The 25,972-nt window shown below is 70.7% G+C and carries 21 protein-coding genes; 13 read left to right on the forward strand and 8 right to left on the reverse strand.

Annotated elements, in window-relative coordinates; translation table 11 throughout:
* Positions 1 to 63 precede the first annotated feature (63 nt).
* The 4 genes from C0010_RS10015 to C0010_RS10030 all read left to right on the forward strand — a co-directional run bounded on the left by C0010_RS10015 (position 64) and on the right by C0010_RS10030 (position 6,794).
* The gene (locus C0010_RS10015; RefSeq protein ID WP_198410836.1) at positions 64 to 2,505 is read left to right on the forward strand and encodes a glycoside hydrolase family 3 C-terminal domain-containing protein; all 2,442 of its coding nucleotides are present in this window, start codon (positions 64 to 66) and stop codon (positions 2,503 to 2,505) included.
* Positions 2,506 to 2,525: 20 nt separating this feature from the next.
* Positions 2,526 to 5,267: a glycoside hydrolase family 3 protein gene (locus tag C0010_RS10020; protein WP_105566935.1), complete on the forward strand. Its 2,742-nt coding sequence runs from the start codon at positions 2,526 to 2,528 to the stop codon at positions 5,265 to 5,267.
* 183 nt (positions 5,268 to 5,450) lie between these two features.
* Positions 5,451 to 5,765, forward strand: a complete 315-nt coding sequence (locus C0010_RS10025; RefSeq protein ID WP_105566936.1) for a hypothetical protein — start codon at positions 5,451 to 5,453, stop codon at positions 5,763 to 5,765.
* A 69-nt stretch (positions 5,766 to 5,834) separates the two neighbouring features.
* Complete coding sequence (locus C0010_RS10030; RefSeq protein ID WP_105566937.1) at positions 5,835 to 6,794, forward strand: NADP-dependent oxidoreductase; 960 nt, start codon at positions 5,835 to 5,837, stop codon at positions 6,792 to 6,794.
* A gap of 63 nt (positions 6,795 to 6,857) precedes the next feature.
* Here the strand turns inward: C0010_RS10030 and C0010_RS10035 are convergent, their stop codons facing one another.
* Entirely contained in the window at positions 6,858 to 8,324 is a 1,467-nt protein-coding gene (locus C0010_RS10035; RefSeq protein WP_105566938.1) for a 2-isopropylmalate synthase, read from the reverse strand.
* A gap of 166 nt (positions 8,325 to 8,490) precedes the next feature.
* Between C0010_RS10035 and C0010_RS10040 the strand changes: the two genes are divergently transcribed.
* The 9 genes from C0010_RS10040 (at position 8,491) to C0010_RS10080 (ending at position 18,400) form a co-directional block, all read left to right on the forward strand.
* Positions 8,491 to 9,159 (forward strand): FadR/GntR family transcriptional regulator, encoded by a 669-nt coding sequence (locus C0010_RS10040; RefSeq protein WP_105566939.1) that lies wholly within the window; start codon positions 8,491 to 8,493, stop codon positions 9,157 to 9,159.
* Between the two features lie 313 nt (positions 9,160 to 9,472).
* Positions 9,473 to 11,317 carry an acetolactate synthase large subunit gene (locus C0010_RS10045; protein ID WP_105566940.1) on the forward strand — a complete coding sequence of 615 codons (1,845 nt, stop codon included), beginning with the start codon at positions 9,473 to 9,475 and terminating at the stop codon, positions 11,315 to 11,317.
* A gap of 172 nt (positions 11,318 to 11,489) precedes the next feature.
* Positions 11,490 to 11,726, forward strand: coding sequence for a DUF2191 domain-containing protein (locus C0010_RS10050; RefSeq protein ID WP_105566941.1), 237 nt, complete (start codon positions 11,490 to 11,492; stop codon positions 11,724 to 11,726).
* The gene (locus C0010_RS10055) at positions 11,723 to 12,157 is read left to right on the forward strand and encodes a TA system VapC family ribonuclease toxin (protein ID WP_105566942.1); all 435 of its coding nucleotides are present in this window, start codon (positions 11,723 to 11,725) and stop codon (positions 12,155 to 12,157) included. The genes C0010_RS10050 and C0010_RS10055 overlap by 4 nt, the downstream gene beginning before the upstream one ends.
* Positions 12,158 to 12,251: 94 nt before the next feature.
* Positions 12,252 to 13,580, forward strand: a complete 1,329-nt coding sequence (locus C0010_RS10060; protein WP_105566943.1) for an O-acetylhomoserine aminocarboxypropyltransferase/cysteine synthase family protein — start codon at positions 12,252 to 12,254, stop codon at positions 13,578 to 13,580.
* Between the two features lie 32 nt (positions 13,581 to 13,612).
* Positions 13,613 to 14,539, forward strand: a complete 927-nt coding sequence (locus C0010_RS10065) for an NYN domain-containing protein (RefSeq protein WP_105566944.1) — start codon at positions 13,613 to 13,615, stop codon at positions 14,537 to 14,539.
* 34 nt (positions 14,540 to 14,573) lie between these two features.
* Positions 14,574 to 15,977: a xylulokinase gene (locus C0010_RS10070; protein ID WP_105566945.1), complete on the forward strand. Its 1,404-nt coding sequence runs from the start codon at positions 14,574 to 14,576 to the stop codon at positions 15,975 to 15,977.
* A 75-nt stretch (positions 15,978 to 16,052) separates the two neighbouring features.
* Positions 16,053 to 17,267, forward strand: coding sequence for an NAD(P)/FAD-dependent oxidoreductase (locus C0010_RS10075; protein WP_105566946.1), 1,215 nt, complete (start codon positions 16,053 to 16,055; stop codon positions 17,265 to 17,267).
* Between the two features lie 179 nt (positions 17,268 to 17,446).
* On the forward strand, positions 17,447 to 18,400 hold the full coding sequence (locus C0010_RS10080) for a DUF559 domain-containing protein (protein ID WP_105566947.1): 954 nt from the start codon (positions 17,447 to 17,449) through the stop codon (positions 18,398 to 18,400).
* 73 nt (positions 18,401 to 18,473) lie between these two features.
* On the opposite strand, the gene C0010_RS10085 is transcribed toward C0010_RS10080, so the two are convergent.
* The 7 genes from C0010_RS10085 to C0010_RS10115 all read right to left on the reverse strand — a co-directional run bounded on the left by C0010_RS10085 (position 18,474) and on the right by C0010_RS10115 (position 25,970).
* Positions 18,474 to 19,421 carry a nucleoside hydrolase gene (locus C0010_RS10085; RefSeq protein WP_105566948.1) on the reverse strand — a complete coding sequence of 316 codons (948 nt, stop codon included), beginning with the start codon at positions 19,419 to 19,421 and terminating at the stop codon, positions 18,474 to 18,476.
* A 31-nt stretch (positions 19,422 to 19,452) separates the two neighbouring features.
* Positions 19,453 to 20,256, reverse strand: coding sequence for an ABC transporter ATP-binding protein (locus C0010_RS10090; RefSeq protein WP_105566949.1), 804 nt, complete (start codon positions 20,254 to 20,256; stop codon positions 19,453 to 19,455).
* A 140-nt stretch (positions 20,257 to 20,396) separates the two neighbouring features.
* Positions 20,397 to 20,843, reverse strand: coding sequence for a DUF5684 domain-containing protein (locus C0010_RS10095; RefSeq protein ID WP_232531902.1), 447 nt, complete (start codon positions 20,841 to 20,843; stop codon positions 20,397 to 20,399).
* Positions 20,844 to 20,965: 122 nt separating this feature from the next.
* Positions 20,966 to 23,458 carry an ATP-dependent Clp protease ATP-binding subunit gene (locus tag C0010_RS10100; protein ID WP_105566950.1) on the reverse strand — a complete coding sequence of 831 codons (2,493 nt, stop codon included), beginning with the start codon at positions 23,456 to 23,458 and terminating at the stop codon, positions 20,966 to 20,968.
* A 235-nt stretch (positions 23,459 to 23,693) separates the two neighbouring features.
* Positions 23,694 to 24,266, reverse strand: coding sequence for an excalibur calcium-binding domain-containing protein (locus C0010_RS10105; RefSeq protein WP_232531904.1), 573 nt, complete (start codon positions 24,264 to 24,266; stop codon positions 23,694 to 23,696).
* Positions 24,267 to 24,521: 255 nt separating this feature from the next.
* Positions 24,522 to 25,103 (reverse strand): PH domain-containing protein, encoded by a 582-nt coding sequence (locus C0010_RS10110; protein WP_105566952.1) that lies wholly within the window; start codon positions 25,101 to 25,103, stop codon positions 24,522 to 24,524.
* A gap of 93 nt (positions 25,104 to 25,196) precedes the next feature.
* Positions 25,197 to 25,970, reverse strand: coding sequence for a biotin--[acetyl-CoA-carboxylase] ligase (locus tag C0010_RS10115; RefSeq protein WP_105566953.1), 774 nt, complete (start codon positions 25,968 to 25,970; stop codon positions 25,197 to 25,199).
* Positions 25,971 to 25,972: the final 2 nt, after the last annotated feature.

Raw genomic sequence — 25,972 nt, forward strand, 5'->3', positions numbered from 1 at the left:
GTATTCACTCACGGAGCGGCGAAGTTCCACCACGTGGTGGAACTTCGGGTAGACTCCCGTGTCGTGCCCACCAACGATGCCGCGCGCGACCTCCGCGCCGCCCTGACGCTCGCCGAGAAGGCGTCCCTGATGTCGGGCGCGAACTTCTGGAACACGAAGCCGATCGAGCGCCTCGGCATCCCGTCGATCATGCTCACCGACGGCCCGCACGGCCTGCGCAAGCAGGGCGGCGCCGCCGACCACCTCGGCCTCAATGCGAGCATCCCCGCGACGTGCTTCCCGCCAGCGGCGACGCTCGCGAACAGCTGGGACGCGGCGCTCGTCGAGCGCGTCGGCGGCGCCCTCGGCACCGAGGCCGCCGCCGAGCGGGTCAGCGTGCTGCTCGGCCCCGGCCTGAACATCAAACGCAACCCGCTCGCGGGCCGCAGCTTCGAGTACTTCTCGGAGGACCCGCTGGTCTCGGGCCGCATGGCCGCCGCGCTCATCCGGGGCATCCAGTCGCGTGGTGTCGCGGCGAGCGCCAAGCACTTCGCGGTGAACAGCCAGGAGACGCACCGAATGAGCATCGACGAGATCGTCGACGAGCGCGCGCTGCACGAGGTCTACCTCGAGGGCTTCCGGATCGCGGTCGCCGAGGGTCGGCCGTGGACGGTGATGAGCGCGTACAACCGCGTCAACGGCACCTACGCCAACGAGAACGCCGAACTGCTGCAGGCGACGCTGCGCGAGCGCTGGGGCTTCGACGGCCTCGTCGTGACCGACTGGGGCGGCAACAACGATCGCGTCGCCGGTCTCGTCGCGGGGAACGCGCTCGAGATGCCGTCGACCGACGGCGTCACCGACCGCGAGATCATCGCGGCCGTCGAATCCGGTGCGCTCGACGAACGGATCCTCGATGCGCGCGTCGACGAGGTGCTCACCCTGATCGAGCGCTCCGCACCCGACGATGAGGCGCCCGCGGCCGACCACGATGCCCATCACGAGCTCGCGATCGAGGCCGCCCGGCAGTCGATCGTGCTGCTGCGCAACGAGAGCCGCGCCCTGCCGCTGAGCCGCGCATCCGGTCGCGTCGCGGTGATCGGCGACTTCGCCGAAACGCCCCGCTACCAGGGCGCCGGCAGCTCGCTCGTCAACCCGACGCGGCTCGACTCCGCGCTCGACGCTCTGCGCGAGAGCGAGCTCGACATCGTCGGCTTCGAGCGCGGTTTCGCGCGGCGCGACACGCCATCGAGCCGCCTGCGCCGCCGCGCCGTGGCCCTCGCCGAGCGCGCCGAAACGGTGCTGCTGTTCCTGGGGCTGGACGAGTCGGCCGAGGCCGAGGCCGTGGACCGCGCGCACATGCGCCTCGCCCGGAACCAGCTCGACCTCGTGCGCGAGCTGGGTGCCCTGGGCATCCGGATCGTCGTCGTGCTTTCGGGCGGTGCCCCCGTCGAGCTGCCCTTCGCCGACGACGTCGACGCGATCGTGCACGGCTATCTCGCCGGCCAGGGCGGCGGCCGCGCGCTCGCCGAGGTGCTCACGGGCCGCGCGAACCCGAGCGGCAAGCTGGCCGAGACGTACCCGATCCGGTACGCGGATGTCGCGTCGTCGGCGAGCTTCGGTCGCACCGAGGCGACCAGCGAGCACCGCGAGAGCATCTACGTCGGCTACCGATACTTCGACAAGGTCGATGCGCCCGTGCGCTATCCGTTCGGCCACGGCCTGAGCTACACGACGTTCGCCTACTCCGACCTCACCGCCGGTCCCGCGTCCGCCCGCGTCACCGTCACCAACACGGGCGAGACGGTCGGCTCGGAGGTCGTGCAGCTGTACGTCGAGGCTCCGGATGCCGCGAACGGCGCGTTCCGCGCGCCGCGCGAGCTGCGCGGCTTCGCCAAGGTGGCGCTGCGTCCCGGCGAGAGCGCCACCGTCGAGATCGCCTACGCGGAGCACGCCTTCGACGTGTTCGATGCGGCATCCGGCGAGTGGCGCACGGTCGGCGGCGCGTACACGATCCACGCGGCGGCGTCGTCCCGCGACATCCGGCTCAGCGCGCCGCTCGAGGTCGCAGGTTCCGCGATGCCCGCCGCGCCCGAGCTGCCGCACTACACCAGCGGCCGGGTCGATCGCGTCCCCGCAGACGAGTACGCGCGCCTGCTGGGCAGGGCGCTCCCGTCACCGGAGTGGCCGGCTGATCGCCCGCTCACGCGCGGCGACATCGTCGCGCAGACGAAGGGCCGCGGCGGTTTCGCGAGCCTGCTGCACACCGCGATCCACCGCAGCCACGACGTGCTGATGCTGCTCGGTCGCCCGCACGCGGCCAACAACACGCGCTTCGCGCTCGACCTCCCGTTCCGGTCGATCGCCCGCATGTCGGCGGGCTCCGTCGACGACGCGATGCTCGACGCGCTGCTGGTGATGGTGAACGGCAGATTCTGGCGCGGCCTGCGGCAGTTCGTCTCGGCCTGGCGCGCACACGGGCGGGCGAAGCGCCGATCGCGCAAGGACTCGGAAGAACAGAAGTGACAGAGGGAAAGGGAAGCAACGTGGCGACTCGGAAAGAGATCAAGCAGGATGCGCTCGCGCGCGTGGCCGAAGAAAAGGCCGCGCGCAGGGCTCGACGCGCCGAGCTGAAGGCGATGTCGCCGGAGGAGCGCAGGGCGGCGAAGCCCGCCGACCGCGCCGCGGCGAAGGCGGAGAAGAAGGAGGCGAAAGCGGACCGCAGTGCCAGACGGGCGGAGATGACCCGCCGCGAGCGCCGCGAGGACAAGCGCCGCGAGCGCGTGCACCGCAAGGTCGCCCACCGTCCGCGCCGCCTCGTCGGGTGGAGCATCTTCGCCGTCGCGGTGATCACGATCGGCGTGCTCGTCGCCCCGACGGTCAACGATGTGCAGCGCGTGACGGCGCTCGGCACCGATTCCTCCACGCCGGAGGGCGTCGAGGCGCGCGAGAACAGCGCCGATGTCGCCGGCCGCATCTCGGACGAGGGCATCGTGCTGCTCGAGAACGACGGTGCCCTGCCCCTGGCGGAGCAGAAGGTCAACGTCTTCGGCTTCGAGTCATTCAACCTGCGTTACGGCGGCGGCGGTTCCGGCGGTGCCGACCAGTCGGCCGCGGTCTCGCTCTACGACGCACTCGAGGGCGAGGGGATCGAGTACAACCGCGACCTCTACGCCGCGACGCAGGATGCCGGCGCCGAGACCGAGACCGGCTCGACCGGCTTCATCGAGCAGATGATCGGCATGTTCACCGGCAAGGCCAAGCGCACGGAGCCGACGCCCGACTATCTCACCGACGCCGTGCTCGACCAGGCGGCGGAGTATTCCGGCACGGCTATGATCGTGATCGGCAACGACGGCACCGAGGGTTCGGACTTCACCGCCGACGAGCTGCGCATCACCGGCGGGCAGAAGGAGCTCCTCGACCTCGTCACGGGCGAGTTCGACGACGTGATCGTCGTCGTCAACTCGGGAAACCAGATGGAGCTCGGCTTCCTCGAGGAGTACCCGGAGATCACGGGCGCACTGTGGATCGGAACGCCGGGCCCGCAGGGCGCCGTGTCTCTCGCCAAGACGCTCACCGGCGAGGTCAACCCCTCCGGACACCTCACCGACACGTACGCGTACGACATCGAGAGCGCGCCCGCGACCGAGAACTTCGGGAACTTCCGGTACGACAACGCCGAGCGCGGCGTGTTCGAGTACGAAGAGGGCATCTACGTCGGCTACCGCTACTACGAGACGCGCTACGAGGGCGACGAGGACGGCTATGCCGCCGCCGTGCAGTACCCGTTCGGCTACGGCCTCAGCTACACCGAATTCTCGTGGGATGCCGCAGAGCCCGTCGTGGACGACGAGTCGATCAGCATCGACGTGACCGTGACCAACACGGGCGAGACCGCGGGCAAGGACGTCGTGCAGGCGTACTCCTCCGCGCCCTACTCCCCCGGCGGCCCCGAGAAGTCGGCGATCGAGCTGGCCGGGTCGGCGAAGACCTCGCTGCTGGAGCCGGGCGCCTCGGAGACGGTCACGGTGACCTTCGACGTGCGCGACATGGCCTCGTGGGTCACGGAGGGTGCGGGCGCGTACGTTCTGGATGCCGGCACCTACGACATCCGGATCGGCACCGACGTGCACACGCCGGTCGCGGAGTTCCCGATCGAGCTCGACGAGCAGGTCTACGACACCGACGAGGCGACGGGCACGGCGCTCGAGAACCGCTTCGGGTACGCGGACGGCGACCTCACCGACCTGTCGCGCAGCGACTGGGAGGGCACCTACCCCGACTCGTCGGACGTCGAGACGACGGCCTCGGATGAGCTGCTCGAGTTCATGAACCCGACGTTCGAGAAGACGGAGGGCGAGGAGCCGACCTACGGCGCCGACAACGGCATCATGCTCGAAGACCTCCAGGGCCTCGAGTACGACGACCCGCAGTGGGAGGAGTTCCTCGACCAGTTCACGCGCGACGAGCTCATCGCGATCTTCTCGAAGGGCGCGTACACGACGGAGCCGGTCGAGCGGCTCGGCGTGCCGTCGGCGACACTGCTCGACGGCCCCGCCGGCCTGAATGCGCTGTTCAGTGAGCTCACCGCGGCGTCCTTCCCCACCGAGGTCGTGATCGCCTCGACCTGGAACGAGGATCTCGCCTACGAGATGGGCGAGGCCGTCGGCGCCGAGGCCAACGCATACGGCGTGGAGGGCTGGTACGCGCCGGGGATGAACATCCACCGCACCCCGTTCGGCGGCCGCAACTTCGAGTACTACTCGGAGGACCCGCTGCTGTCGGGCAGGATGAGCGCCGCGATGGTCTCGGGCGCGCAGAGCAGGGACGTGCTGACGTTCATGAAGCACTTCGCCCTGAATGAGCAGGAGACCAGCGCGCGCACCGGTGTGAACGTGTTCGTCGACGAGCAGGCGATGCGCGAGATCTACCTGAAGCCGTTCGAGATCACGGTCAAGGAAGCCGATGCGAGCGGCGCCATGAGCTCGTTCATCAACATCGGCGGCCGCTGGGCCGGCGGCAGCGAGGCGCTGCTGCAGGACGTGCTGCGCGACGAGTGGGGCTTCGACGGCGTCGTGTCGTCGGATGCTGTGCTCGGCGGGTTCATGGACCCGGCCCTGGCGGTGCGCTACGGCAACGACCTCATGCTCGCCGTACTCGGAAACGGCACGGTGAAGCAGGTCGAGGAGGTCTACGACGAGGACCCGGTGGGCGTCGGAGCCGGCCTCCGTGACCGCGTGCACACCGTCATGTTCGCCCTCCTGAAGACGGACCTGTTCGACTGATCGCGCACTGACGCCGTGTGGAACGGGTGCCCCGGACGATCGGCGGCACCCGTTTCGTCGTCTCCCTCACAACCGGCGGATCGGATGGTTGCGTCTCCACATCCGCCGAGATGGGCTTCCGCCCGGGGACGGACGTCGGCAGCGTCGGTGACAGACGCACGGACATCGACGACAATGGAGGGCATGGACGTGAACGACCCGCAGATCTGGGTGCTGATCGGCACGTTCTCGACCGTGCTCATCGGCGTGCTCACCCTCACCCTGAGCCTGACGCTGCGCACCGTTCGCGCCGAGGTCGGCAAGGTGCGGCACGAACTCCTCGGCGAGATCGGCGAGGTGCGGCACGAACTCCGCGGCGAGATCAGGGCGCTAGGCGCCGACATCGCCCGCGTCGAAGGCGTGATGAACGCCCGTTTCGAAACGGTCGACCGCCGCCTCGACGGCCTCGACCGCGACGTCACCGCACTGACGCGGCGCGTCATGGGCGAAGAGGCGTAGCAGCCACCCGGACGAGTCCGCCGGCGAAACCCCATGCCCGACCCCGTCGGGCGCTACTAGGCTCGGGGTATGACTCAGGCGGTTCAGTACAGTGCAGTAGGCGGACCAGAGGTCCTGGAACTCCACGAGGTGCCGGAGCCCGTCGCCGGGCCGGGGCAGGTCGTGGTCGAGGTCGAGGCGGCGGGCGTCAACCCCATCGATGCGAAACTGCGGGCGGGCATCCGACCAGGCGCCGCGTTCGACAAGCCGCGCGGCGTCGGCTTCGACGGTGCCGGATTCATCAAGGCGGTCGGCGAGGGCGTCGACGGCTTCCGCGTGGGCGACCCCGTCGCGTTCGGCGGTGCCACGATCGGCGACGGCGTCGGCGCGTATGCCAGCGAGACGGCGGTGAAGGCGAGCGGCGTCTCGCTGCTGCCGGATGGCGTCTCGGTCGAGCAGGGCGCGGCCCTCGGGATCCCCGCGGGAACGGCGTACCAGGCGCTGCGGTCGCTCGGGGTGCGCTCCGGCGACACCCTCCTCATCCACGGGGGCTCCGGTTCGGTCGGCCAGGCGGCGATCCAATTCGCCGTGTCGTGGGGCGCGAAGGTGATCGCGACCACGAGCGCCCGCCGCGCCGACCGCGTCGCCCAACTCGGCGCGACGCCCGTCGGATACGGCGAGGGCCTCGTCGAACGCGTGCGCAATGCGGGCGAAGTCACCGCGATCCTCGACGGCTTCGGCTCCGACGAAGTGCTCGCCCAGTCGTTCGAACTCCTCGCCGACCGGCAGCGCATCGCCACGATCGTGTCGGGCGCCAAGGCCGACGATCTCGGCATCCGGGCCTTCAGCGGCGGCTCGCCCCACCCGCTCACGGACCAGCAGGAGGCCTGGCGCGCCGAGGCGCTGCCGGTGACCCTCGCCCTGATCGGCGCCGGGGCGTTCGACGTCGAGCTCGGCGACCGCTTCGGTCTCGCCCGCGCCGCCGACGCGCACCGCGACCTCGCCCAGGGCGCGATCGGCAAGCTGATCATCGAGCCCGAGGGCGCCTGAGCGCGGTGCTGAACCTGGCGACGCACTGCGCTGAGCGCGGTGGTCCAGGTTCAGCGACGCGCGCTACGACGGAATCGTGCGCCCTGCGTCATCGGCCGTGTCGTCGCGAACCCCTTCGAAGAGGGACCGCAGTTCGGCCGCGGTGATCTCGGTGCCCGATGCTTCGGTGTGCGCCTGAACGCGGCGGGCGAAGTCGATCTGCGCGTGGCGGGACAGTTCGATTCCGTACTCGCTCTCGAGCACGTAGGCGATGCCGCCCTTGCCCGACTGCGAGTTGACTCGGATGACCGCGTCGTAGCTGCGCCCGATGTCGGCGGGATCGATCGGCAGGTAAGGTACGCGCCATTCCACCTCCGCTTCGCGCCGTCCCTCCGCGACGGCGCGGGCGCGGTGCTCGGCGAAGCCCTTCTTGATCGCGTCCTGATGCGTACCGCTGAACGCCGTGTGGACGAGGTCGCCGACGTACGGATGCCGCGCATGAACCTCGATCCGGTTGCAGTGCTCGACCGTGCGGCGGATCTCGTCGATGTCGGAGAAGTCGATCATCGGGTCGACCCCCTGCGCATGCAGGTTCAGCGCCAAGGTGGCGAGATCGACGTTCCCCGTGCGCTCCCCGTTTCCGAAGATGCAGCCCTCGACCCGCTGAGCGCCCGCGAGCACGGCGAGCTCGGCGCACGCGATCCCCGTGCCGCGGTCGTTGTGCGGGTGCACCGACAGGATCACCGCGTCTCTGCGTGCGAGATTCTTGTGCATGTACTCGATCTGATCGGCGTACACGTTGGGAGTGGCAATCTCGACCGTGGCCGGGAGGTTCAGGATGACCGGCCGCTCCGGCGTCGCACCCCACAGCTCGGTGACGGCGTCGCAGATGTCGATGACGTATTCGGGTTCGGTGAGGTTGAAGACCTCGGGGCTGAACTCGAACCGCACGTTCGGTATGCCTCCGGCGAGTCCGAGCACATCGCGAGCCCCGGCCAGGATCAGTTCCTTCAGCCCCGCCCGGTCGTACCCGAGCACCGTCTCGCGCCACGTCGGCGCCGTCGCCGTGTACATGTGGATCACCACGGGGTTCGTGATGCCCTGGATCGAGGCGACGGTCCGCTCGATCAGGTCGCGCCTGGCCGGGGTGAACACCACAATCGTCACGTCATCCGGTGCGATCGCCGCGTCCGCAACGAGGCGGACGAAGTCGTAGTCCGTCTGGGACGCTGACGGGTAGCCGACCTCGATCTCCTTGTAGCCCATGGCGACCATCAGCTCGAAGAAGCGACGCTTGCGTGCCGGGTCCATCGGCTCCGCGAGGGCCTGGTTGCCGTCGCGCAGGTCGACGGGGACCCAGAGCGGTGCCGCCTCGAGCCTCCTGTTCGGCCACTGACGATCCGCAGCGGCGAGCGGCACCTCGACGCGCGAGTACGCATCGCGGTACCTGTGGGACGGCATCTGCGAATGCCGCTGCCGATTCCACGAGGGTGCGGCCGCCGGCACGGCACCCGCCGGAGTGGACAGGGAGGGGAAAGTCGTCGTGGTCATGCGAGGTGTTCCTTCTTCTGGTCGGGTGACCGGCACAGCCCTCGGCTCCACGACGGGGAGCCGATCGTGCTAGGCCCCGCCGTGGCGGCGAAGAAGGAGAAGAGCCCGGACGAACATGCGTAGAATCTAGCACAACTCCGCAGACAAGCAGACAGGAAGGTCGAGGATGGCACAGGTGAGACGGACCTCCATGGCGGACCAGGCGGCCGATGTGCTGCTCGACCGCGTCCGTACGGGCGAGTGGACGCTCGGCTCCAAGATCCCCGGTGAGACGACTCTCGCCGCACAGCTCGGGGTCGGACGCACCACGGTGCGGGAGGCGATCCGCCAACTCGCCGGCCGCGGCGTGCTGACCACCCGCCAGGGCTCCGGGGTCTTCGTCACCGCGCTCGACGTGCGCGAGGACCGGGAACGGGCCCTGCAACACGCCGACATCGTCGCCGTGATCGAGGCCCGCATCGCGATCGAGACCGAGGCCTCCGCCCTCGCCGCCGCTCGCCGCACGCCAGCGGATCTCCGTGCGATCCGACGTGCGCTCGGTGCCAGGCAGGAGCGACGAGACAGCATCGAACACCACGTCGACGCCGACACGGCATTCCACCGCGCCATCGTTGCCGCGGCGCACAACCCGATTCTGCTCGATCTGTTCGACGGCTTCACGCCGCGCCTCCGACAGGCGATGATCGACATGCTCCGGATCAGGGGCGAGTACGGCGGCGACGACGACCAGCACACCCACGCGTCGCTCACGGAAGCCATCACGCGAGGCGACTCCCGCGCCGCGGCGGAACGGAGCCGAGCCCATCTGGCCTCCCTCGCCACTGCCCTGACGTAAGCGGTGCCGGCGAAATCATCGCCCCCGCAAGGCCGTCGGACGCCGACTTGCCGGCACGCCCCGCGGCCCATCGAGCTCGCCGGACGGGTGCTACGCTCAGCAGAAGCCGGTGCCTCCTACCCTGGACACTGTCGGCCACCACGGCGATCACGCCGCCGCCACACCGCGAGACGACATCCGCGGCTGGTGCGCGCATCACGGGCAGTCTCCATCCCGACACGCCTGCGCCGCTCATCTCTCGCCTTCGCCGCAAATCGTCGCGCTCTGCGGCAGCGACGTCAGTGGTGAACATCTGCGTCCAGGAGCTGTTTCCATGCCCTCTTTCAGCGCTGCCGTTTCCGGCGTGCCTGCCTCACCTGATCCGCGGCCCTCACGTGTCCCTGTAGGACGCAGCCACCCGCCCAGTGCCCGCCCCGTACTCACCGGTGCCGAAGCCGTGGTGCGCACTCTCGAACTCCTCGGCATCACCGACGTCTTCGGCATCCCGGGCGGCGCAGTCCTGCCTGTGTATGACGCTCTGACGCGTTCGCACTCACTGCGACACGTTCTCGTGCGTCATGAGCAGGGCGCCGGCCACGCTGCCGAGGGGTACGCAGCGGCCAGCGGGAGGGTCGGCGTCGCGCTCTCGTCGAGCGGCCCCGGCGCGACAAACCTCGTCACGCCCATCATGGATGCCAAATCCGACTCTGTGCCTCTGCTCGTCATCACGGGGCAGGTGCGTTCGGAGCTGAGGGGAACAGACGCTTTCCAGGAGGCGGACATCGAGGGGATCACGCTGCCGATCACCAAACACTCGACGGTCGTCACGGCTGCCGCGGATATCCCGCGGGTGCTCTGTGCGGCATATCGGCTGGCGCACACCGGCCGCCCCGGCCCCGTCTTGGTCGACATCACCAGGGACGCCCTGACGGCATCCGCCGACTTCGTCTGGCCTCCCCCGGGCCACGACACGGCCGACGACAACCTCGGGCGGGTGAGCTCGACGCAGATCGGCCGCGCGGCACACGAGATCGGGCGCGCGAAAAGACCTGTGCTCTACGTCGGTGGCGGCGTCATACGCGCCGATGCGGCGGCAGAACTGGTGGAGCTCGCCGAGCTGGTGAGCGCTCCCGTGGTGACGACGTTGATGGCACGAGGCGTCTTTCCCGATTCGCACCCGCTCAATCTCGGAATGCCGGGTATGCATGGCACCGTGCCAGCGGTGCTCGCGCTGCAGGAATCAGACTTGATCGTCGCGATCGGCACGCGATTCGACGAGCGCGTCACGGGTGACGCATCTCTGTTCGCCCCCAACGCCAGGGTCGTCCACATCGACATCGACCCGGCCGAGATCTCCAAGATCCGACGCGCAGACGTGCCGATCGTCGCCGATGCGCGGGCGGCCCTGCCCGAGCTCACTCAGGCGGTGCGAGCTGTGTCCGGAAGCGCCCCGCGGACCCTGTCGTCGTGGTGGGCACGACTGCACGGGCTCCAACGGGAGTTCCCGCTGGGCTACGCACCAACCAGCGACGGATTGATCGCACCCCAGCACGTGATCCGTCGCATCGGGGAGCTCACCGGGCCGGAAGCCGTCTACACCGCGGGGGTCGGACAGCATCAGATGTGGGCAGCGCAGTTCCTCCCGTTCGAGCGGCCCCGTCAGTGGATCAACTCCGGCGGAGCAGGAACCATGGGCTACGCGGTCCCCGCGGCTCTGGGTGCCAAGACTGCTGAACCCGGGCGCGTCGTCTGGGCTATCGACGGAGACGGATCGTTCCAGATGACGAACCAGGAGCTCGCGACGTGTGCCATCAACGGCATCCCGATCAAGGTTGCGATCATCAACAACTCGGCGCTCGGGATGATCAGACAGTGGCAGACGCTCGTCTACGGCGAGCGCTACTCGCAGAGCGCTCTGCACACCGGCCATGAATCGGTCCGCATCCCAGATTTCGTCCGCCTCGCCGACGCGTATGGCTGTGCGGCGATGCGAGTCGAGCGCGAGGTCGACATCGATCGGGCGATCCACTCGGCGCTGGCGATCAATGATCGCCCCGTTGTGATCGATTTCGTGGTCAGCGGAGACGCGATGGTCTGGCCCATGGTCCCCCAGGGCGTCGGCAACGACCGCATCCGCTACGCCCGTGAGCACGAGCGCGCGTTCGAGCACGACAACTGACTCGGGCCACCGTGACTCCCCGTTGCGCCGGAGTTCACCCGCACGGGATCGCCACAATTGCGTCGGGTCCGAAGGCCGACGACCTCGGCTTCCGGGCTTTCGGCGGCGCCTCGCTCCGCCCACTGACAGACCCGCAGTACGGGAGTACAGGCGCACTGATACAGTTACCTGTATGAAGACCACTGTGGATCTGCCCGACGCACTCGCCGCTGAGGCCCGCGAGATAGCGCGCGCCCAGGGCACGACGTTGCGCGAACTCGTGATCGACGGTCTGCACACGGCGGTCGAGAGCAGAAAGAGTCATGGCGCCACCCACCCGTTCTCCTTCGTCACGGTGTCCGGGCACGGCCTCGTGCCCGGCGTGGAGCCGAGCATATGGACCGAACTGGGGTACGGGTTGCCATCGTGATCGCCCTCGATACGAACGTCCTCGTCTACGCTCATCGCGAAGACAGCCCGCACCACGAACGCGCTCGCACGGCGGTCGAGGAACTCGCCGCATCAGGGCGGCGATTCGGCCTGCCGTGGCCCTGCGTTCACGAGTTCCTCGCTGTGTCGACCCATCCTCGAATCTACGATCCGCCGTCACCGACGGCCCTGGCTATGCAGGCGATGCGCGAGCTGTGCAGCTTGCCCTCGGCGACGCTCCTCTCCGAGGCACCCGACCACCTCACCCGGCTCTCCGGCCTGCTCGACGCATCCGATGCCCGCGGCCCAAAAGTCCACGATGCGCGCATCGCCGCGATCTGCTTGTCGCACGGCGTCTCAGAACTGTGGACGGCCGACCGCGACTTCAGCTATTTTCCCGCGCTGTCGACCCGGAATCCCTTGATCCTCTGAAGCCGCGACCGCGGCCCGGACCGGTTCCGTGCGCGCGTGACCCCCGGTTACACCGGGGTTCGCGCGCATACGGCGCGGCTGAGAGGATGTCGGGGTGAATCCCGAGGATCAGACGCACCTTCCCGCGGGCTTCGTCACCGCCCAGCTGGGTGCGGGGTACGAGCCGGCCGAGCACACCCACCAGACGGTCGGCGTGCCGATCCACCAGTCGTCGGCGTACCAGTTCGCAAACCTGCGTGAGGCGCGCGAGCGGTTCGCGCTGCGCCGCAAGGGCTTCATCTACAGCCGCAACTCGCACCCGACGCAGGTGGTGCTCGAGAAGCGCATCGCCGAGCTCGAGGGCGGTGTCTCGGCGGCCGCGACCGGGTCGGGCCAGGCGGCCACCACGGTCGCGACGCTCGCGCTCGCGGGCCGCGGCGGGCACATCGTCGCGTCGAGCAGCCTCTACGGCGGGTCGGTCGACCTCTTCCACGACACGTTCGCCGACTTCGGCATCGACGTCACGTTCGTCGACCAGGACGACCTCGACGCATGGCGCTCGGCCGTGCGCCCCACGACGCGCGCGTTCTTCGCCGAGGGCGTCGCCAACCCCGTCGCGCAGGTCCTCGACATGCCTGCCGTCGCGGAGATCGCACACGCCGCCGGCGTGCCGCTCGTCGTCGACAGCACCGTCGCGACGCCCGTGCTGCAGCGCCCCAAGGAGCTGGGCGCCGACTTCGTCGTGCACTCCGCGACGAAGTTCCTCTGCGGCCACGGCACGTCGCTCGGCGGCGTCGTCGTCGACCTCGGCACCTTCGATTTCGGCGCGGAGCCTGCCAAGTGGCCGCAGCTGACCGAACCGCGCTTCCGCTTCGGCGGCGTCGCGCTCTGGGAGGCCTTCGGCCGCGAGGCCGCCTTCACGACGCTCATCAAGTCGAAGTACATCGCCGACCTCGGCCCCGCGCTCAGCCCGTTCAACGCGTTCCAGATCCTCACGGGCATCGAGACGCTCAACCTCCGCGTCCACCGCCACGCCGCGTCCGGTCTCGCGGTCGCCGAGTTCCTCGCGACCCACCCGGCCGTCGCCGCCGTGCACCACCCCGGCCTCGCCGGCAATCCGTGGCACGAGAACGCCGAGCGCCTGCTGCCCGCGGGCGTGCCCAGCGTGTACGCGTTCGACCTGCACTCCACGGGCGACGACGAGGCCGACTACGCGCGGGCTGAGCGGGTGCTCGATGCGCTGAGGGTCATCCGGATCGTCGCCAACATCGGCGACGCGCGCACGCTCACGTGCCACCCCGCGACGATGACGCACAACCACATGACGCGCAAGCAGCTCGCCGATGCCGGCATCTCGTTCGCGACCATCCGGCTCTCGATCGGGCTCGAAGACCCCGCGGAGCTGATCGACGACCTGAGGCAGGCGCTCGACCGGGTGGTGTAGTCCCCCAGGGGCGCCGGAGTAGGGTCGGAGGTATGGCTGACCCTCGCGTTGCGGTGTATCTCGACTTCGACAACATCGTGATGAGCTGGTACGACCGCGTGCATGGCCGCAACGCGTACTCGAGGGACCGCGCGAAGATCGCGGAGGACGCCTCCGACCCCGAGATCGCGGAGCGGCTGCAGATCGCCAGGATCGACGTGGGCGCGATCATCGACTACGCCTCGTCGTTCGGCACGATGGTGCTCACGCGCGCGTACGCCGACTGGTCGTCGCCCGTGAACGCCGACTACCGCCAGCAGCTCGTGGCCCGCGCCGTCGACCTCGTGCAGCTGTTCCCCGCGGCCGCGTACGCGAAGAACGGCGCCGACATCCGTCTCGCGGTCGACGCCGTGGAGGACATGTTCCGCCTGCCCGACCTGACGCACGTCGTCATCGTCGGCGGCGACAGCGACTACGTCCCCCTCGCCCAGCGCGTCCGTCGCCTCGGCCGGCACGTCGTCGGCGTGGGCGTCGCCGGCTCGACCGCGAAGTCGCTCGCGGCCGCCTGTGACGAGTTCGATGCCTACGACACGCTCCCCGGCGTCGTCATGCCCGAGAAGCCGAAGCGCAAGAAGCCGGCGGCGAAAGCCGAAGAGACGAAGCCCGATGACGCGCCGGCGGCCGAGGAGGCCAAGCCGCGCCGGCGGCGCCGAAAGCCCGCAGAGGAGCCGGAGCCCGACCCCGCCGAGTCGGCGGCGAAACTGCTGCACCGCGCGCTCGAGCTCGGGGGTCGCGACAAGAACGACGACGCCGAGTGGCTGCACGCCTCCGCCGTGAAGCAGCACATGCGCCGCATGGACCCGTCGTTCAGCGAGAAGGGCCTCGGCTTCCGCTCGTTCAACGCCTTCCTGCGCTCGCACGACGAGATCGCCGAGCTGAGCGAATCGGGCCACGAGCGCCTCGTGCGCCTGAAGGAATAACGTTTTCGTTCCGCACCTCGGTAGGCTCGGGGCTATGACACTCGTTGCCGGTGTGGACTCCTCGACGCAGAGCTGCAAACTGATCATCCGCGACCTCGGAACGGGCGCCATCGTGCGCCAGGGGCGCGCCTCGCACCCGGATGGGACCGAGGTCGACCCGCAGGAATGGTGGGCAGCCCTCGAGACGGCGATCGCCGAGGCGGGAGGGCTCGACGACGTCGCCGCGCTCGCCGTCGGCGGCCAGCAGCACGGCATGGTCGCGCTCGACGCCGATGGCCGCGTCATCCGGCCGGCGCTGCTCTGGAACGACACCCGGTCGGCCGGTGCCGCCGAGGACCTGATCGCCGAGGTCGGCCGCGCCGCACTCGCCGAGCGCACGTCGCTCGTGCCCGTCGCCTCGTTCACGGCCACGAAGCTGCGCTGGCTCGCCGACAACGAGCCGGAGAACGCGGCGCGCGTCGCCGCCGTGGCACTCCCGCACGACTGGCTGACCTGGCGCCTGCGCGGGTACGGCCCCGCGGGCGAATCGGAGCACGGGGCCGTGCTGACCGAGCTCGTCACCGACCGCTCGGATGCGAGCGGCACGAACTACTTCGACCCGACGACGGGCGAGTACGACCTCGACCTGCTCTCGCGCGCGCTGCGCCGCGACGCGAGCGACGTCGTCCTGCCGCGCGTCCTCGCACCGGACGAGTCGGTCGACGGCCCGAACGGGATGCGCGTCGGGGCCGGCGCCGGCGACAACGCGGCGGCCGCGCTCGGGCTCGGTGCGGGCGCGGGCGATGTCGTGGTCTCGATCGGGACATCCGGGACCGTGGCCGCCGTCACCGACGTCGCCGTGCGCGACGAGACGGGGACTGTCGCGGGCTTCGCCGATGCCACGGGGCGGTTCCTGCCGCTCGTGACGACGATCAACGGCGCCCGTGTTCTCGACGCGACGGCGCGGCTGCTCGGCGTCGACCACGGCGAGCTCGCACGCCTGGCGCTCGCGGCCGTGCCGGGCGCCGACGGCCTGGTGCTGCAGCCCTGGTTCGAGGGAGAGCGCACCCCGAACCTGCCTGACGCGACCGCGACGCTGTTCGGGATGACGCTCGCGTCGACGACCCGCGAGAACCTCGCGCGCGCCGCGATCGAGGGCGTGCTGTGCGGGCTCGCGGAGGGCCTCGACGCCGTGCGCCGCCACGGCGTCGACGCCGAGCGCATCCTGCTGATCGGCGGCGCGGCCCAGAGCGAGGCCGTCGCGGCGATCGCTGCCCAGGTCTTCGACGCCCCCGTCGCCCGCCCCGAGCCCGGCGAGTACGTCGCCGCCGGGGCGGCGCTGCAGGCGGCATGGGCGCTCACGGGCGCGCGCCCCGAGTGGCCCGTGAGCCTCCTGGGCGAGCCGACGACCGACCCGCGCCCCGTCATCCGGGAGCAGTACACCGCGCGCCGCGGCTGACCGGCGCCCGCGGGGGTTCCCCGTGAGCGCCGCCGGCGATAGCGTGAGCAGACCCCTCGGGAAGAAGGTGTCATCATGCGCATCGTCGTGATCGGAGGCGGCCTCGCGGCCGCAACCGCCGTTGCAGAGCTCAGGGAGCGCGGATTCGAGGGCGAGATCGACCTCGTCACGGCCGAGGCGCGGCGGCCCTACGAGCGCCCGCCGCTGTCGAAGGGCTACCTGCTCGGCAGGGAAGGGCTCGACGCCGTCTACGCGCACGAGGCCGGTTGGGAGGCCGCGCACGGCGTCACGCTGCACCTGGGCGACCCGGCGCACCGCATCGGCGGCGGCGTCGTCGCCCTCGACAGCGGTGCCGAGCTCTCGTACGACCGCATCCTCCTCGCGACGGGTGCTGCCGCGCGCCGGCTGGACGTGCCAGGCGCCGACGCGCCGAACGTGCGGCGGCTGCGCACGCTCGACGATTCCGACGCCCTGCGCGCGGAGCTGAGCGACGGAGGGCGCCGCGTCGTAGTCGTCGGCTCCGGATGGATCGGGCTCGAGACCGCTGCCGCCGCGCGCGAGTTCGGCAACGACGTCACGATCCTCTCCCCCGACCGCGTGCCGCTCGCGAAGGCCCTCGGCGACGAGATGGGCGATGTCTTCCTGCGGCTGCACCGCGAGCACGGCGTCGAGTTCCTGCCCGGCCGCCGCGTCACGGCGATCGAGACGGGTCCCGACGGTGCGGCGACGGGCGTGCGCGCGGGCGACGAGACGATCCCCGCCGACCTCGCCATCGTGGGCATCGGCGCGGTTCCGGACACGGCGCTCGCCGAGACCGCCGGGGCCGCCGTCGACGGCGGCGTCTTCGTCGACGAGCACATGCGCACGTCGGTGACGGGGGTCTTCGCCGCGGGTGACTGCGCGAACCCCGTGCACCCCGTGCTCGGCGAGCGGCTGCGCACCGAGCACTGGGCGACCGCGATCGCGACCGCGAAGGTCGCGGCGGCGAACATGCTCGGCGGCGACGCCGTGCACGACGACATCCCCTACTTCTTCACAGACCAGTACGACCTCGGCATGGAGTTCTCGGGCTACGCGCCGCTGATGCCGGGCGCCCGCGTGATCGTCCGCGGCGACCTCGACGCTCGCGAGTTCGTCGCGCTCTGGGTCGCAGCCGGCCGCGTCGTTGCCGGCATGAACGTCAATGTCTGGGACGTCAACGAAGAGGTGCAGCGGCTCATCCGCGACCGCGTCGAGGTGTCGGACGCTCGCCTCGCCGACCCAGCGGTGCCCCTCGACGCGATCGCCTGAGGGACACCCGCCGCAGGCGCCGCCGCGCTCATCGCTATCTCACTCGTTGCGGTACAGCGCCCGGTTCTGGCGCAACAACTGCGATAGCGATGCAGATCGCTTGGGGATAATCCGGTCCCCGGGGTGAACCGGGGTGTGGACAACGCCGGTCCGGGGCTGCGGGGTGACACCGTGGTGCCATGCCGCGACGCACCCGCATTCCCGCCGAGCTCGGCGAACGGTTCACGTGTGCGCACGCGCGCGAGCTCGGCGTCACGCGGTCGCGGCTGCGCGGTCGGGACCTCGCTGCGCCGTTCCGCGGTGTGCGTACCGCCAGAGAGCTTCCCAGCCGATACCCGAGCGATCCGCGCGCCGCACGGACAGAGCTGCTGCTCCGGGCGCGCGACCTCGCAACCGCACTGCGCCCCGATGAGTTCTTCAGCCACGAAACCGCTGCGGTCATCTGGAGCGCTCCCCTCCCTGCCCGGAGCGACCTCGGCGTGCTGCACGTGTCGGTGCACGAAGGCTCTGTCCGCCGGATGGCCGGAGTCCGCGGACACCGTCTGGACCGACGGCTCACGACCGTGTGCACGAAGAACGGGCTGCGCGTCACTTCCCCGGCATCGACCTGGGCCGCGCTGGGTGCGTGGAGCGTCGCCGACCTCACCGCCCTCGGCGACCACATCTGCCGTGTCTGGCGCGAAGGGGTCGGGCGCCCCTCTCCTGGCCGCCCGCCGCTAGCGACTCCCGAGCAGATGCGGCGAGCTCTCGACGCGGGCCAGAGGCGGGGCGCCGCGCGGCTCCGACAGTCGCTGAGCCTGACGCGGCTCGACTCGTGGTCGCCGCGCGAGACGGGCTCCCGCCTGATCCTGTTGGCCGCCGGGCTGCCCGAACCGTCCCTCAACCGAGACGTCTTCGACGGGCAAGGGGCCTTCCTCGGTTGCGTCGACATGGTGTACGAGCAGCAGCGCATCGCGCTGGAGTACCAGGGCCGGCAGCACGCCGACACCTACGCACACGACGTGGAGCGCCTCGCGCGTTTGCGCGCCGCGGGCTGGATCGTCATCGAGATCACCGCGGACCTCTACGCCCGCCCCGAGGAGCTCGCCGCGCGCGTGCGCGCTGCGCTGACGTCGCGCGGCCGCCTGGGTTGACCCGGCCCCGCCCGTCGCTATCTCACTTGTTGCTCGATTCCCGTGGATTCAGGCGTCACAACTGCGATACCGATCACGCCGCCGCGAGCAGCTGCACCATCCAGTCGGTGTACCCCTCGTCGACCTCGAGCGCGATGCGGTGGCGGGCACCGCGCGGGGTCGGCCACCCCTCGTACATCGGGCGGCGGTCGGCGATCGTCTGGCCGCGACCGGGGCCGTCGGTCGTGTCGATCTGCATCCGGACGGTCGGGGCGAGGCCCAGCGCCGCCTTGCCGCACGCAACGCCGAGCGCGAGCGCGTCGTGGTTCGCGGCGCAGCGCGTGCCCGTGACGTCGGCGTAGAAGTCGAAGTAGTGGTCGAGGATGGCCCCGCAGTGCCGCCCGATCTCGCCGCCCGCGTTCAGCTGCGCCCGGTGCTCCTCCGTGAGCAGGTGCTCCATCGTGACGTCGAGCCCGACGAAGGTGCACGACCACGCCGCATCGATCACGCGCTGGGCGGCCTCCGGGTCGCCGATGATGTTCGCCTCAGCGACGGGAGTGATGTTGCCGGGCACGCCGAACGCGCCGCCCATGATCGTCACTTCGGGCACCCGCTCCGGCAGCGTCGGGTCGGCCTCGAGCGCGAGCGCGAGGTTCGTCAGCGGCCCGACGGCCACGAGGTGCAGCTCGCCGGCGTGCTCGTGGCTGAGCCGGATGATCAGCTCGGCCGCCGTCTCGCCCGACACCGGAACGCCGTCGAGGTCGAGCGCGTGCCCGCCCTGCCCGTCGTCGCCGTGCACGTGGCGCGCGTAGCCGGGCGCCGCGCCATTCAGCGGCCCTGCGGCACCCGCAGCAACGGGCACGCCGTCGATCTCCGCGAGCTCGAGCAGCGCAGCGGTATTGCGCGTCGCCGTCTCGACGTCGACGTTGCCCCACGTCGTGGTGCAGCCGACCAGGTCGACCCGGATGGACACGGCCGCCGTCAGCACGGCCAGGGAGTCGTCGATGCCCGTATCGACGTCGAGGATGATCTTTCGGCTCACCGATCCATCGTAGGCGCCGCCCGCCCCCGGTCTACGCCAGCAGCACCGCGCGCCCGGCGCGGGCCTGCCAGCGGCCGTCGGCGTAGTCGATCCGGATGGCGTGGTCGAACGCGTCCGAGACCCGCTCTGTCGTGAGCACGTCCGTCGCCGGGCCCTGGGCGGTGAGGCGGCCGTCCTTGATGAGGGCCGCGTGCGTCGTGGATTCCGGCAGCTCCTCCATGTGGTGCGTCACCAGCACGGTCGCGAGGTCGGGATGGGTGTGGTGCAGGTGGTCGAGCGTCTCGAGCAGCTGCTCGCGCGCGGCGACGTCGAGCCCCGTGGACGGCTCGTCGAGGAGCAGCAGCGGAGGGTCGTTCAGCAACGCCCGCGCGATCAACGCCCGACCCCGCTCGCCCTGCGACATCGTCGCCCAGACGACGTCGCGCTTCGCGCCGAGCCCGAGCAGCTCGATCAGCTCGCCGGCGCGCGCGATCAGCGCGTCATCCGGCTCCCACCGGTTCATGAGCGACGCCGTGCCCGTCGCGCCCGTGAGCACGACCTGCGTGAGCGTCAGCCGCGGCTGGATCTGCAGGCGGGGGTTGACGTGCCCGATCGACTCGCGCAGCTTGCGGATCTCGACGCGGCCGAGCTGGTGCCCCAGCACCGTCACGCTGCCGCGCGTCGGGTGCTGCTCCGCACCGCACATGCTGAGCATCGTCGACTTGCCCGCGCCGTTCGCTCCGATCAGCGCCCAATGCTCCCCCGAGCGGATGGCGAGGTCGATCCCCGTGAGGATCCGGCGCCCGCTCCGGACGACGTCGACGGCTTCCAGCCGCAGGATCTCGGTTCCCGACACACTCACTCCCCTCGCACCCGCGACTGCGCCCGGGCGAACCGATGCTATGCCCGCGGCCGCCCGCGCGCGAAAACGCCGGCCCGCCCTGCCGCGACGACGAGCGCCCCGGTCCGATCGGACCGGGGCGCTCGCGCGAGTCGTCAGTACGCCGGGCGCGGCTCGACCGGGCGGTACTGGTCGCCGCCGAAGCCGACGATCAGGTAGCCGATGACCGGGAACAGCCAGAGCAGGAAGACCGAGAAGGCCGCCCCGTGGCCGAAGTTTCGGCCGACCTTGAGCGCGACGATGATCGCCAGCACGATGTTCGCGATTGGCACGAGGTACAGAAGGGCGAGCCACATGTTCAGCCGTGCGATCTTCAGCAGGAAGACGAGGTTCACGATCGGGATGATGCCGAGGATGCCCGGCAGGCCCGCCTTCGCGAACATCTTCCACAGGCCGATCGCGACCAGCACGTAGAGCGCGACGATCACGAGCCAGCTCGCGACTCCCATCCCGGCGAGCAGCACGCCGAGGACCCCCATGCCTGAGTCGTCGTACATCGTCGCGGTGTGGGCAGCGGACTGCGCGGTTGTGAGCGAATTCATAGGTTCAAGATAGCGCCGGAGGCGCCGCGTGTCTCGGATTGCGCGCAATCCGTTATCCCGCGTATACGAAACCGCGCCTGTCGTCCATCCGGATGAACGACAGGCGCGGCTCCCGTGCCGGCCTACGCGGCCAGCGGCAGCTCCTCGGGCGCCGTCACGGTGAGCTCGCCGCCCGCGGCGTCGACGCGCACGGCGCCGCCGTCGACGAGGTCGCCCGAGACGAAGAGGTCGGCGATGCGGTCGTCGATCTCGCGCTGGATGAGGCGGCGCAGCGGCCGCGCGCCGTACTCGGGCTCGTAGCCGTGCTCGGCGAGCCACTCGATCGCCGCCGGCGCGACGTCGAGCGCGATGTCGCGCGCGGCCAGCCGGTCGCGCGTCGCGCCCAGCAGGAGCGAGACGATCTCCTGCAGCTCGGCGCGGCCGAGCTTGCGGAACATCACGATCTCGTCGATGCGGTTCAGGAACTCCGGTCGCATCGCCTCGCGGAGCTTGCCCATCACGCGATCGCGCAAGTCCTGCTCGTCGTACTCCGAGCCGCTCGCCGAGAAGCCGATCGCGCCGCCGCGGGCCGCGAGGTACTCGCTGCCGAGGTTCGACGTCATCACGATCACGGTGTTCCGGAAGTCGACGGTGCGGCCCTGGCCGTCGGTCAGGCGCCCGTCGTCGAGAACCTGCAGCAGCAGGTTGAAGACATCCGGATGCGCCTTCTCGATCTCGTCGAACAGCACGATCGAGTACGGGTTGCGGCGCACGCGCTCGGTGAGCTGGCCCGCCTCGTCGTAGCCGACGTATCCCGGAGGGGCGCCGACCAGGCGCGACACCGTGTGCCGCTCGCCGAACTCGCTCATGTCGAACCGCACGACGGCCGTGGAGTCGTCGAACAGGCTCGCGGCGAGCGCCTTGGCCAGCTCCGTCTTGCCCACGCCCGTCGGGCCGAGGAAGAGGAACGAGCCGACGGGCCGGCGCGCGTCGCCCATGCCCGTGCGGCTGCGCCGGATCGAGCGGGCGACGGCCGCGACGGCGTCGTCCTGCGCGACGACGCGCTCGTGCAGCTCGGACTCGAGCCCGGCCAGGCGCTCGCGCTCGCCCTCCGTGATGCGGCTGGTGGGGATGCCCGTGGCGCGGCTGATGACCTCGGCGATCTCGGCCTCACCGATCGTCAGGTCGGCGGACCCCGCCTGATCGATCGCCCGCTGCGTCTCGGCGATCTCGTCGCGGATGCGCAGGGCGTCCTCGTACCGCTCCGCCGCGACGGCCGCGTTCTTGTCGGCCTCGAGCTCGGCGAGTTTCTGCATCAGCCCGCTCGTGTCGACGGCCGGGCCCGTGCGCAGGCGCAGGCGCGCACCGGCTTGGTCGATCAGGTCGATCGCCTTGTCGGGCAGTACGCGCTCGGTGAGGTAGCGGTCGCTCAGCTCGACGGCCGCGCGCAGCGCGTCGTCGGTGTAGACCACGCGGTGATGCTCCTGATACGCGTCGCGCAGACCGCGGAGGATCTCGATCGCGTCGTCGATCGACGGCTCGCCGACCGTCACCGGCTGGAACCGGCGTGCGAGGGCGGCGTCCTTCTCGATCGTGCGGAACTCCTTCAGCGTCGTGGCGCCGACGAGGTGCAGCTCGCCGCGGGCCAGGCGCGGCTTGAGGATGTTGCCGGCGTCCATGGCGCCGTCGCCGCCCGCGCCCGCGCCGACGACGGTGTGGATCTCGTCGAGGAACAGGATGAGGTCATCCGTGCTGCCTGCGACCTCCTCCATCGTCTTGGTGAGCCGCTCTTCGAAGTCGCCGCGGTAGCGCGCGCCCGAGAGCATGCCGGGCAGGTCGAGCGAGATCACGCGCTTGCCCTTGAGCTGCTCCGGGACCTCGCCCGCGACGATCGCACGGGCGAGACCCTCGACGATCGCCGTCTTGCCCACGCCGGCCTCGCCGACCAGCACGGGGTTGTTCTTGGTGCGCCGCGAGAGGATCTCGATCGTCTGCTCGGTCTCGTCCGTGCGGCCGATCACCGGGTCGATCAGGCCCTCTTCGGCGCGAGCCGTCAGGTCGACGCCGTATTTTGCGAGCATCGACTCGGCCTCGCCCTGCTCGCGCGCTGGCGCACCGGTCGGCTGCATCTGCTCGCGCGCCGACTGCGTCAGCGATTCGGGCGTGACGCCGCCCGACGCGAGGATGCGGCCGGAAGCGGTGTCCTGTGCCAGCACGAGCGCGAAGAAGATGTGCTCGGGCTCGATGTACGTCGAGCCCGACGAGCGTGCGACCTGGTACGCGTGGAAGAGCGCGCGCTGGACGGCGGCCGTGAGCGATGCGTTGTCGGCGTCGACGGCCTCCCCGGATGCCGGCAGGCCGTCTTCCGCTGCGCTCTTCAGCGCATCGACATCGGCGCCCGCGCGCGCCGCCGCGCCCGCCACTGTCTCGTCGTCGAGCAGGACGCGCAGCACATGGAGCGCATCGAGCTCGCGCTGGCCGCGGCCGAGCGCGAACGCCCCGGCACGCTGCAGGGTCTCCTGCGTGCGCTTCGTGAGGAAGCGGGTGAGGTCGAACGAACGCGACTGCCTCGCGCGCTCGCCCTGAAGATAGCGGGCGAGGAAGTCGTCGAAGCCGTCCTGCGGGAAGCTGGCCATGAGCCCTCCTGATACTTGAGTGCCTACGCCTCAAGTTTACCGACTTGAGCGCATCTGTATCAAGTACAACAGGCCCGCAGGAAGAGTATTCCCCGCTTCGGCGCAACACTCAGCCCGCCCCGCCCGCCGAGATCACCGCCGCCCCACCCACCAGCTCATGAGCGCGTTCCGACGGCGCTCTGCCCCAGGAAAAGGGAGGGAACCCGGACGATCGCTGTGACCGCCCGCTACACATCTACTCGCACGCGACACCGTCGCCATCGCGATCGAGGTGGGATCCGTAACCCGGATTCCCCGCATAGAGAGGAGTCGCCCCCGCACTGCGCGCCTCGGTGCAGTTCTGGAATGGCCCGGTGGACGCGGATCCGCCGCTCTGCGTGGCGTCGTGCTGCGACGCATCGCTCTGCGGAGCGACCGCCGCGGCCATCTGCGCCTCGAGCTCCTGGATGCGCGCATCGCGCTCCGCCACGAGAGCCGTCGCCTCTTCAGCCTTCTCCCGCTGCTCGCCGACCTTCTTCGTCACCGAGGCGAGTTCGTTCTCGAGTTCAGTGACCTGCGTGCGCAGCTCGTCGGCCTCTTCGCCCGCCGCAACGGCGACCGACTCCGCCTCCTTCTCAGCGACCTGTGCCCGTTCGAGCCGTTCCGAAACCTGCGCGTTCGCCGCTTCGAGCTCCTGCACCTGGTCCGCCTGCCCGGACGCGCCGATGGCGGCTCCCACCGCCATCCCGACCACGAGCGCCACACCTCCGATCACCGCGCCGACGATGCGCGACATGGGGCGCTGAAAGAAACCCGGCTTCTCCGACACACTGACCTCCTATATAACGGAATCTCCGTTCAGAATCATAGGCCGACACCGCCCGAAAGACGAAGAAACCTCTGGTCAGCGGGCATATATGCCCACACTCACTTCGGCGCGATGGTCGCCGCCGGTTCCGCGATCGCTCGAGCGTGCTGAACGCGCGCGCAGAGTGTCCTCGCGGAGCAGGGGTCGCGGCGACCGCGCGAATCGCACCTTCCCGCGCGCACGGCAACGGCTCCGCACGGCGGCGCGCGTCGCGCGTCAGTCGGCGGGGGTCGCGGCGTACGCCGCCGTCTCGGCCTCTCGGTGATCGAGGATCTGGTTGATCTCGACCTGATCGGCGAGCGCCTCGGCGACCAGCCGGGGTCGCGGCACGTTCGTCAGCACGACCCGACCCGCGTCGTCGCCGTCGTCCGGGCCGCCGGCGCCGACCGAGAGCGTGAGGGTTCCCGTGCCCCACATGCGCTGCCAGAGGCCGCGCCGCGTTTCAACGGTGTATCCGCTCGCGTGCGTCACCTCGACGGAGTGCTGACCGAACAGGCCGCGCCGCGCGATGACGCGCCGGGTCGTCAGCGTGTAGACGCGAGACCGCCAGACGAGCCACGGCACGACGACGAGCAGCAGCACGAGCCCCGCGGCCGCCGCGAGGATGGCCCAGTCCCCGACCCCGCCAGGCAGGTTGTCCCAGCCGTACCCCGCCGCGGCGGAGATCGCGATCAGGGCGAGCGCCGACCAAGTCAGCGAGCGGGCCTGCGGGCGGAACCGTGCCACGAGGAGCTCCTCGGGGCGGGGCGAACCGGGCGGCGGCAGGTCGGGGCGGTCGGGCATGCTCGGCACCGTCATGTCGCCCCTCCTCTTCTCGCGCGTCCCCACCAGTGTGCCGCGCCACGCCTCGGAATTCGCCGGGGCGCGCGGGATGCGCGCGGTTCGCGCGGCTCAGGCGTCGGGGCGCACGTGCACGACGTCGCCGGCGGCGACATCGACGAGCCCGGATGCCGTGCCGACGACGAGGCGCCCGTCTCCCGACAGCGTGACCGCGGTACCGACGATGTCGTCGCCCGCCGGCATCATCACCCGCACCTCCTGGCCGAGGGTCACGCAGGTCTCCAACACGTCCACCCGCACGCGCGACGCGTCGGCGTCTCCGGATGCGGCGGCGAGCGCCGCAAGCATCCGGTCGAGCTCCGCGAGGTAGTCGGCCAACAGGCGATCCTCGTCGCATTCCGCACCGAGCGCCGCGAACGACGTCGCGGTCGGCACCGGCAGCTCGGCCTCGGTCATCCGGGTGTTCACGCCGCTGCCGACGATGACGGTGCCGGGGTCGGCCGTGCCCTCCGCGAGGATTCCGCAGATCTTCCGGCGGTCGACGAGCACGTCGTTCGGCCACTTCGCCCCCACCCGGCGCCCCGGCAGCTGCGCGGCGACGGCGCGGGCCATCGCCCTCCCCGCCGCGAGCGGCACCCAGCCGCGGGAGGCCGCGGGAACGTCGCCGACCCGCAGCAGCACCGAAACGGCCAGGGACGCACCGGCCGGCGCCCGCCACTGCCGGTCGAGCCTGCCGCGGCCCGCCCGCTGGTCGCGGGTGAGCAGCGTGCTCAGGTGCGGCAGCTCCCGATCCGCCGCGAGGGCCGCCAGGTCGGCGTTCGTCGAACCCGCCGAGGCGACCTCGGCCACGTCGGCGCCGATGGCTGTCGTCTTCTCCCACGTCACCC

It is taken from the genome of Microbacterium halophytorum, assembly GCF_002970975.1.
Lineage (GTDB): Bacteria > Actinomycetota > Actinomycetes > Actinomycetales > Microbacteriaceae > Microbacterium > Microbacterium halophytorum.

Coding starts and splice junctions, on each gene's coding strand:
- C0010_RS10025 (WP_105566936.1), top strand. CDS start 5,451: ATGGACGTGAACGACCCGCAGATCTGGGTGCTGATCGGCACGTTCTCG.
- C0010_RS10030 (WP_105566937.1), top strand. CDS start 5,835: ATGACTCAGGCGGTTCAGTACAGTGCAGTAGGCGGACCAGAGGTCCTG.
- C0010_RS10035 (WP_105566938.1), bottom strand. CDS start 8,324: ATGACCACGACGACTTTCCCCTCCCTGTCCACTCCGGCGGGTGCCGTG.
- C0010_RS10040 (WP_105566939.1), top strand. CDS start 8,491: ATGGCACAGGTGAGACGGACCTCCATGGCGGACCAGGCGGCCGATGTG.
- C0010_RS10045 (WP_105566940.1), top strand. CDS start 9,473: ATGCCCTCTTTCAGCGCTGCCGTTTCCGGCGTGCCTGCCTCACCTGAT.
- C0010_RS10050 (WP_105566941.1), top strand. CDS start 11,490: ATGAAGACCACTGTGGATCTGCCCGACGCACTCGCCGCTGAGGCCCGC.
- C0010_RS10065 (WP_105566944.1), top strand. CDS start 13,613: ATGGCTGACCCTCGCGTTGCGGTGTATCTCGACTTCGACAACATCGTG.
- C0010_RS10070 (WP_105566945.1), top strand. CDS start 14,574: ATGACACTCGTTGCCGGTGTGGACTCCTCGACGCAGAGCTGCAAACTG.
- C0010_RS10075 (WP_105566946.1), top strand. CDS start 16,053: ATGCGCATCGTCGTGATCGGAGGCGGCCTCGCGGCCGCAACCGCCGTT.
- C0010_RS10080 (WP_105566947.1), top strand. CDS start 17,447: ATGCCGCGACGCACCCGCATTCCCGCCGAGCTCGGCGAACGGTTCACG.
- C0010_RS10095 (WP_232531902.1), bottom strand. CDS start 20,843: ATGAATTCGCTCACAACCGCGCAGTCCGCTGCCCACACCGCGACGATG.
- C0010_RS10100 (WP_105566950.1), bottom strand. CDS start 23,458: ATGGCCAGCTTCCCGCAGGACGGCTTCGACGACTTCCTCGCCCGCTAT.
- C0010_RS10110 (WP_105566952.1), bottom strand. CDS start 25,103: ATGACGGTGCCGAGCATGCCCGACCGCCCCGACCTGCCGCCGCCCGGT.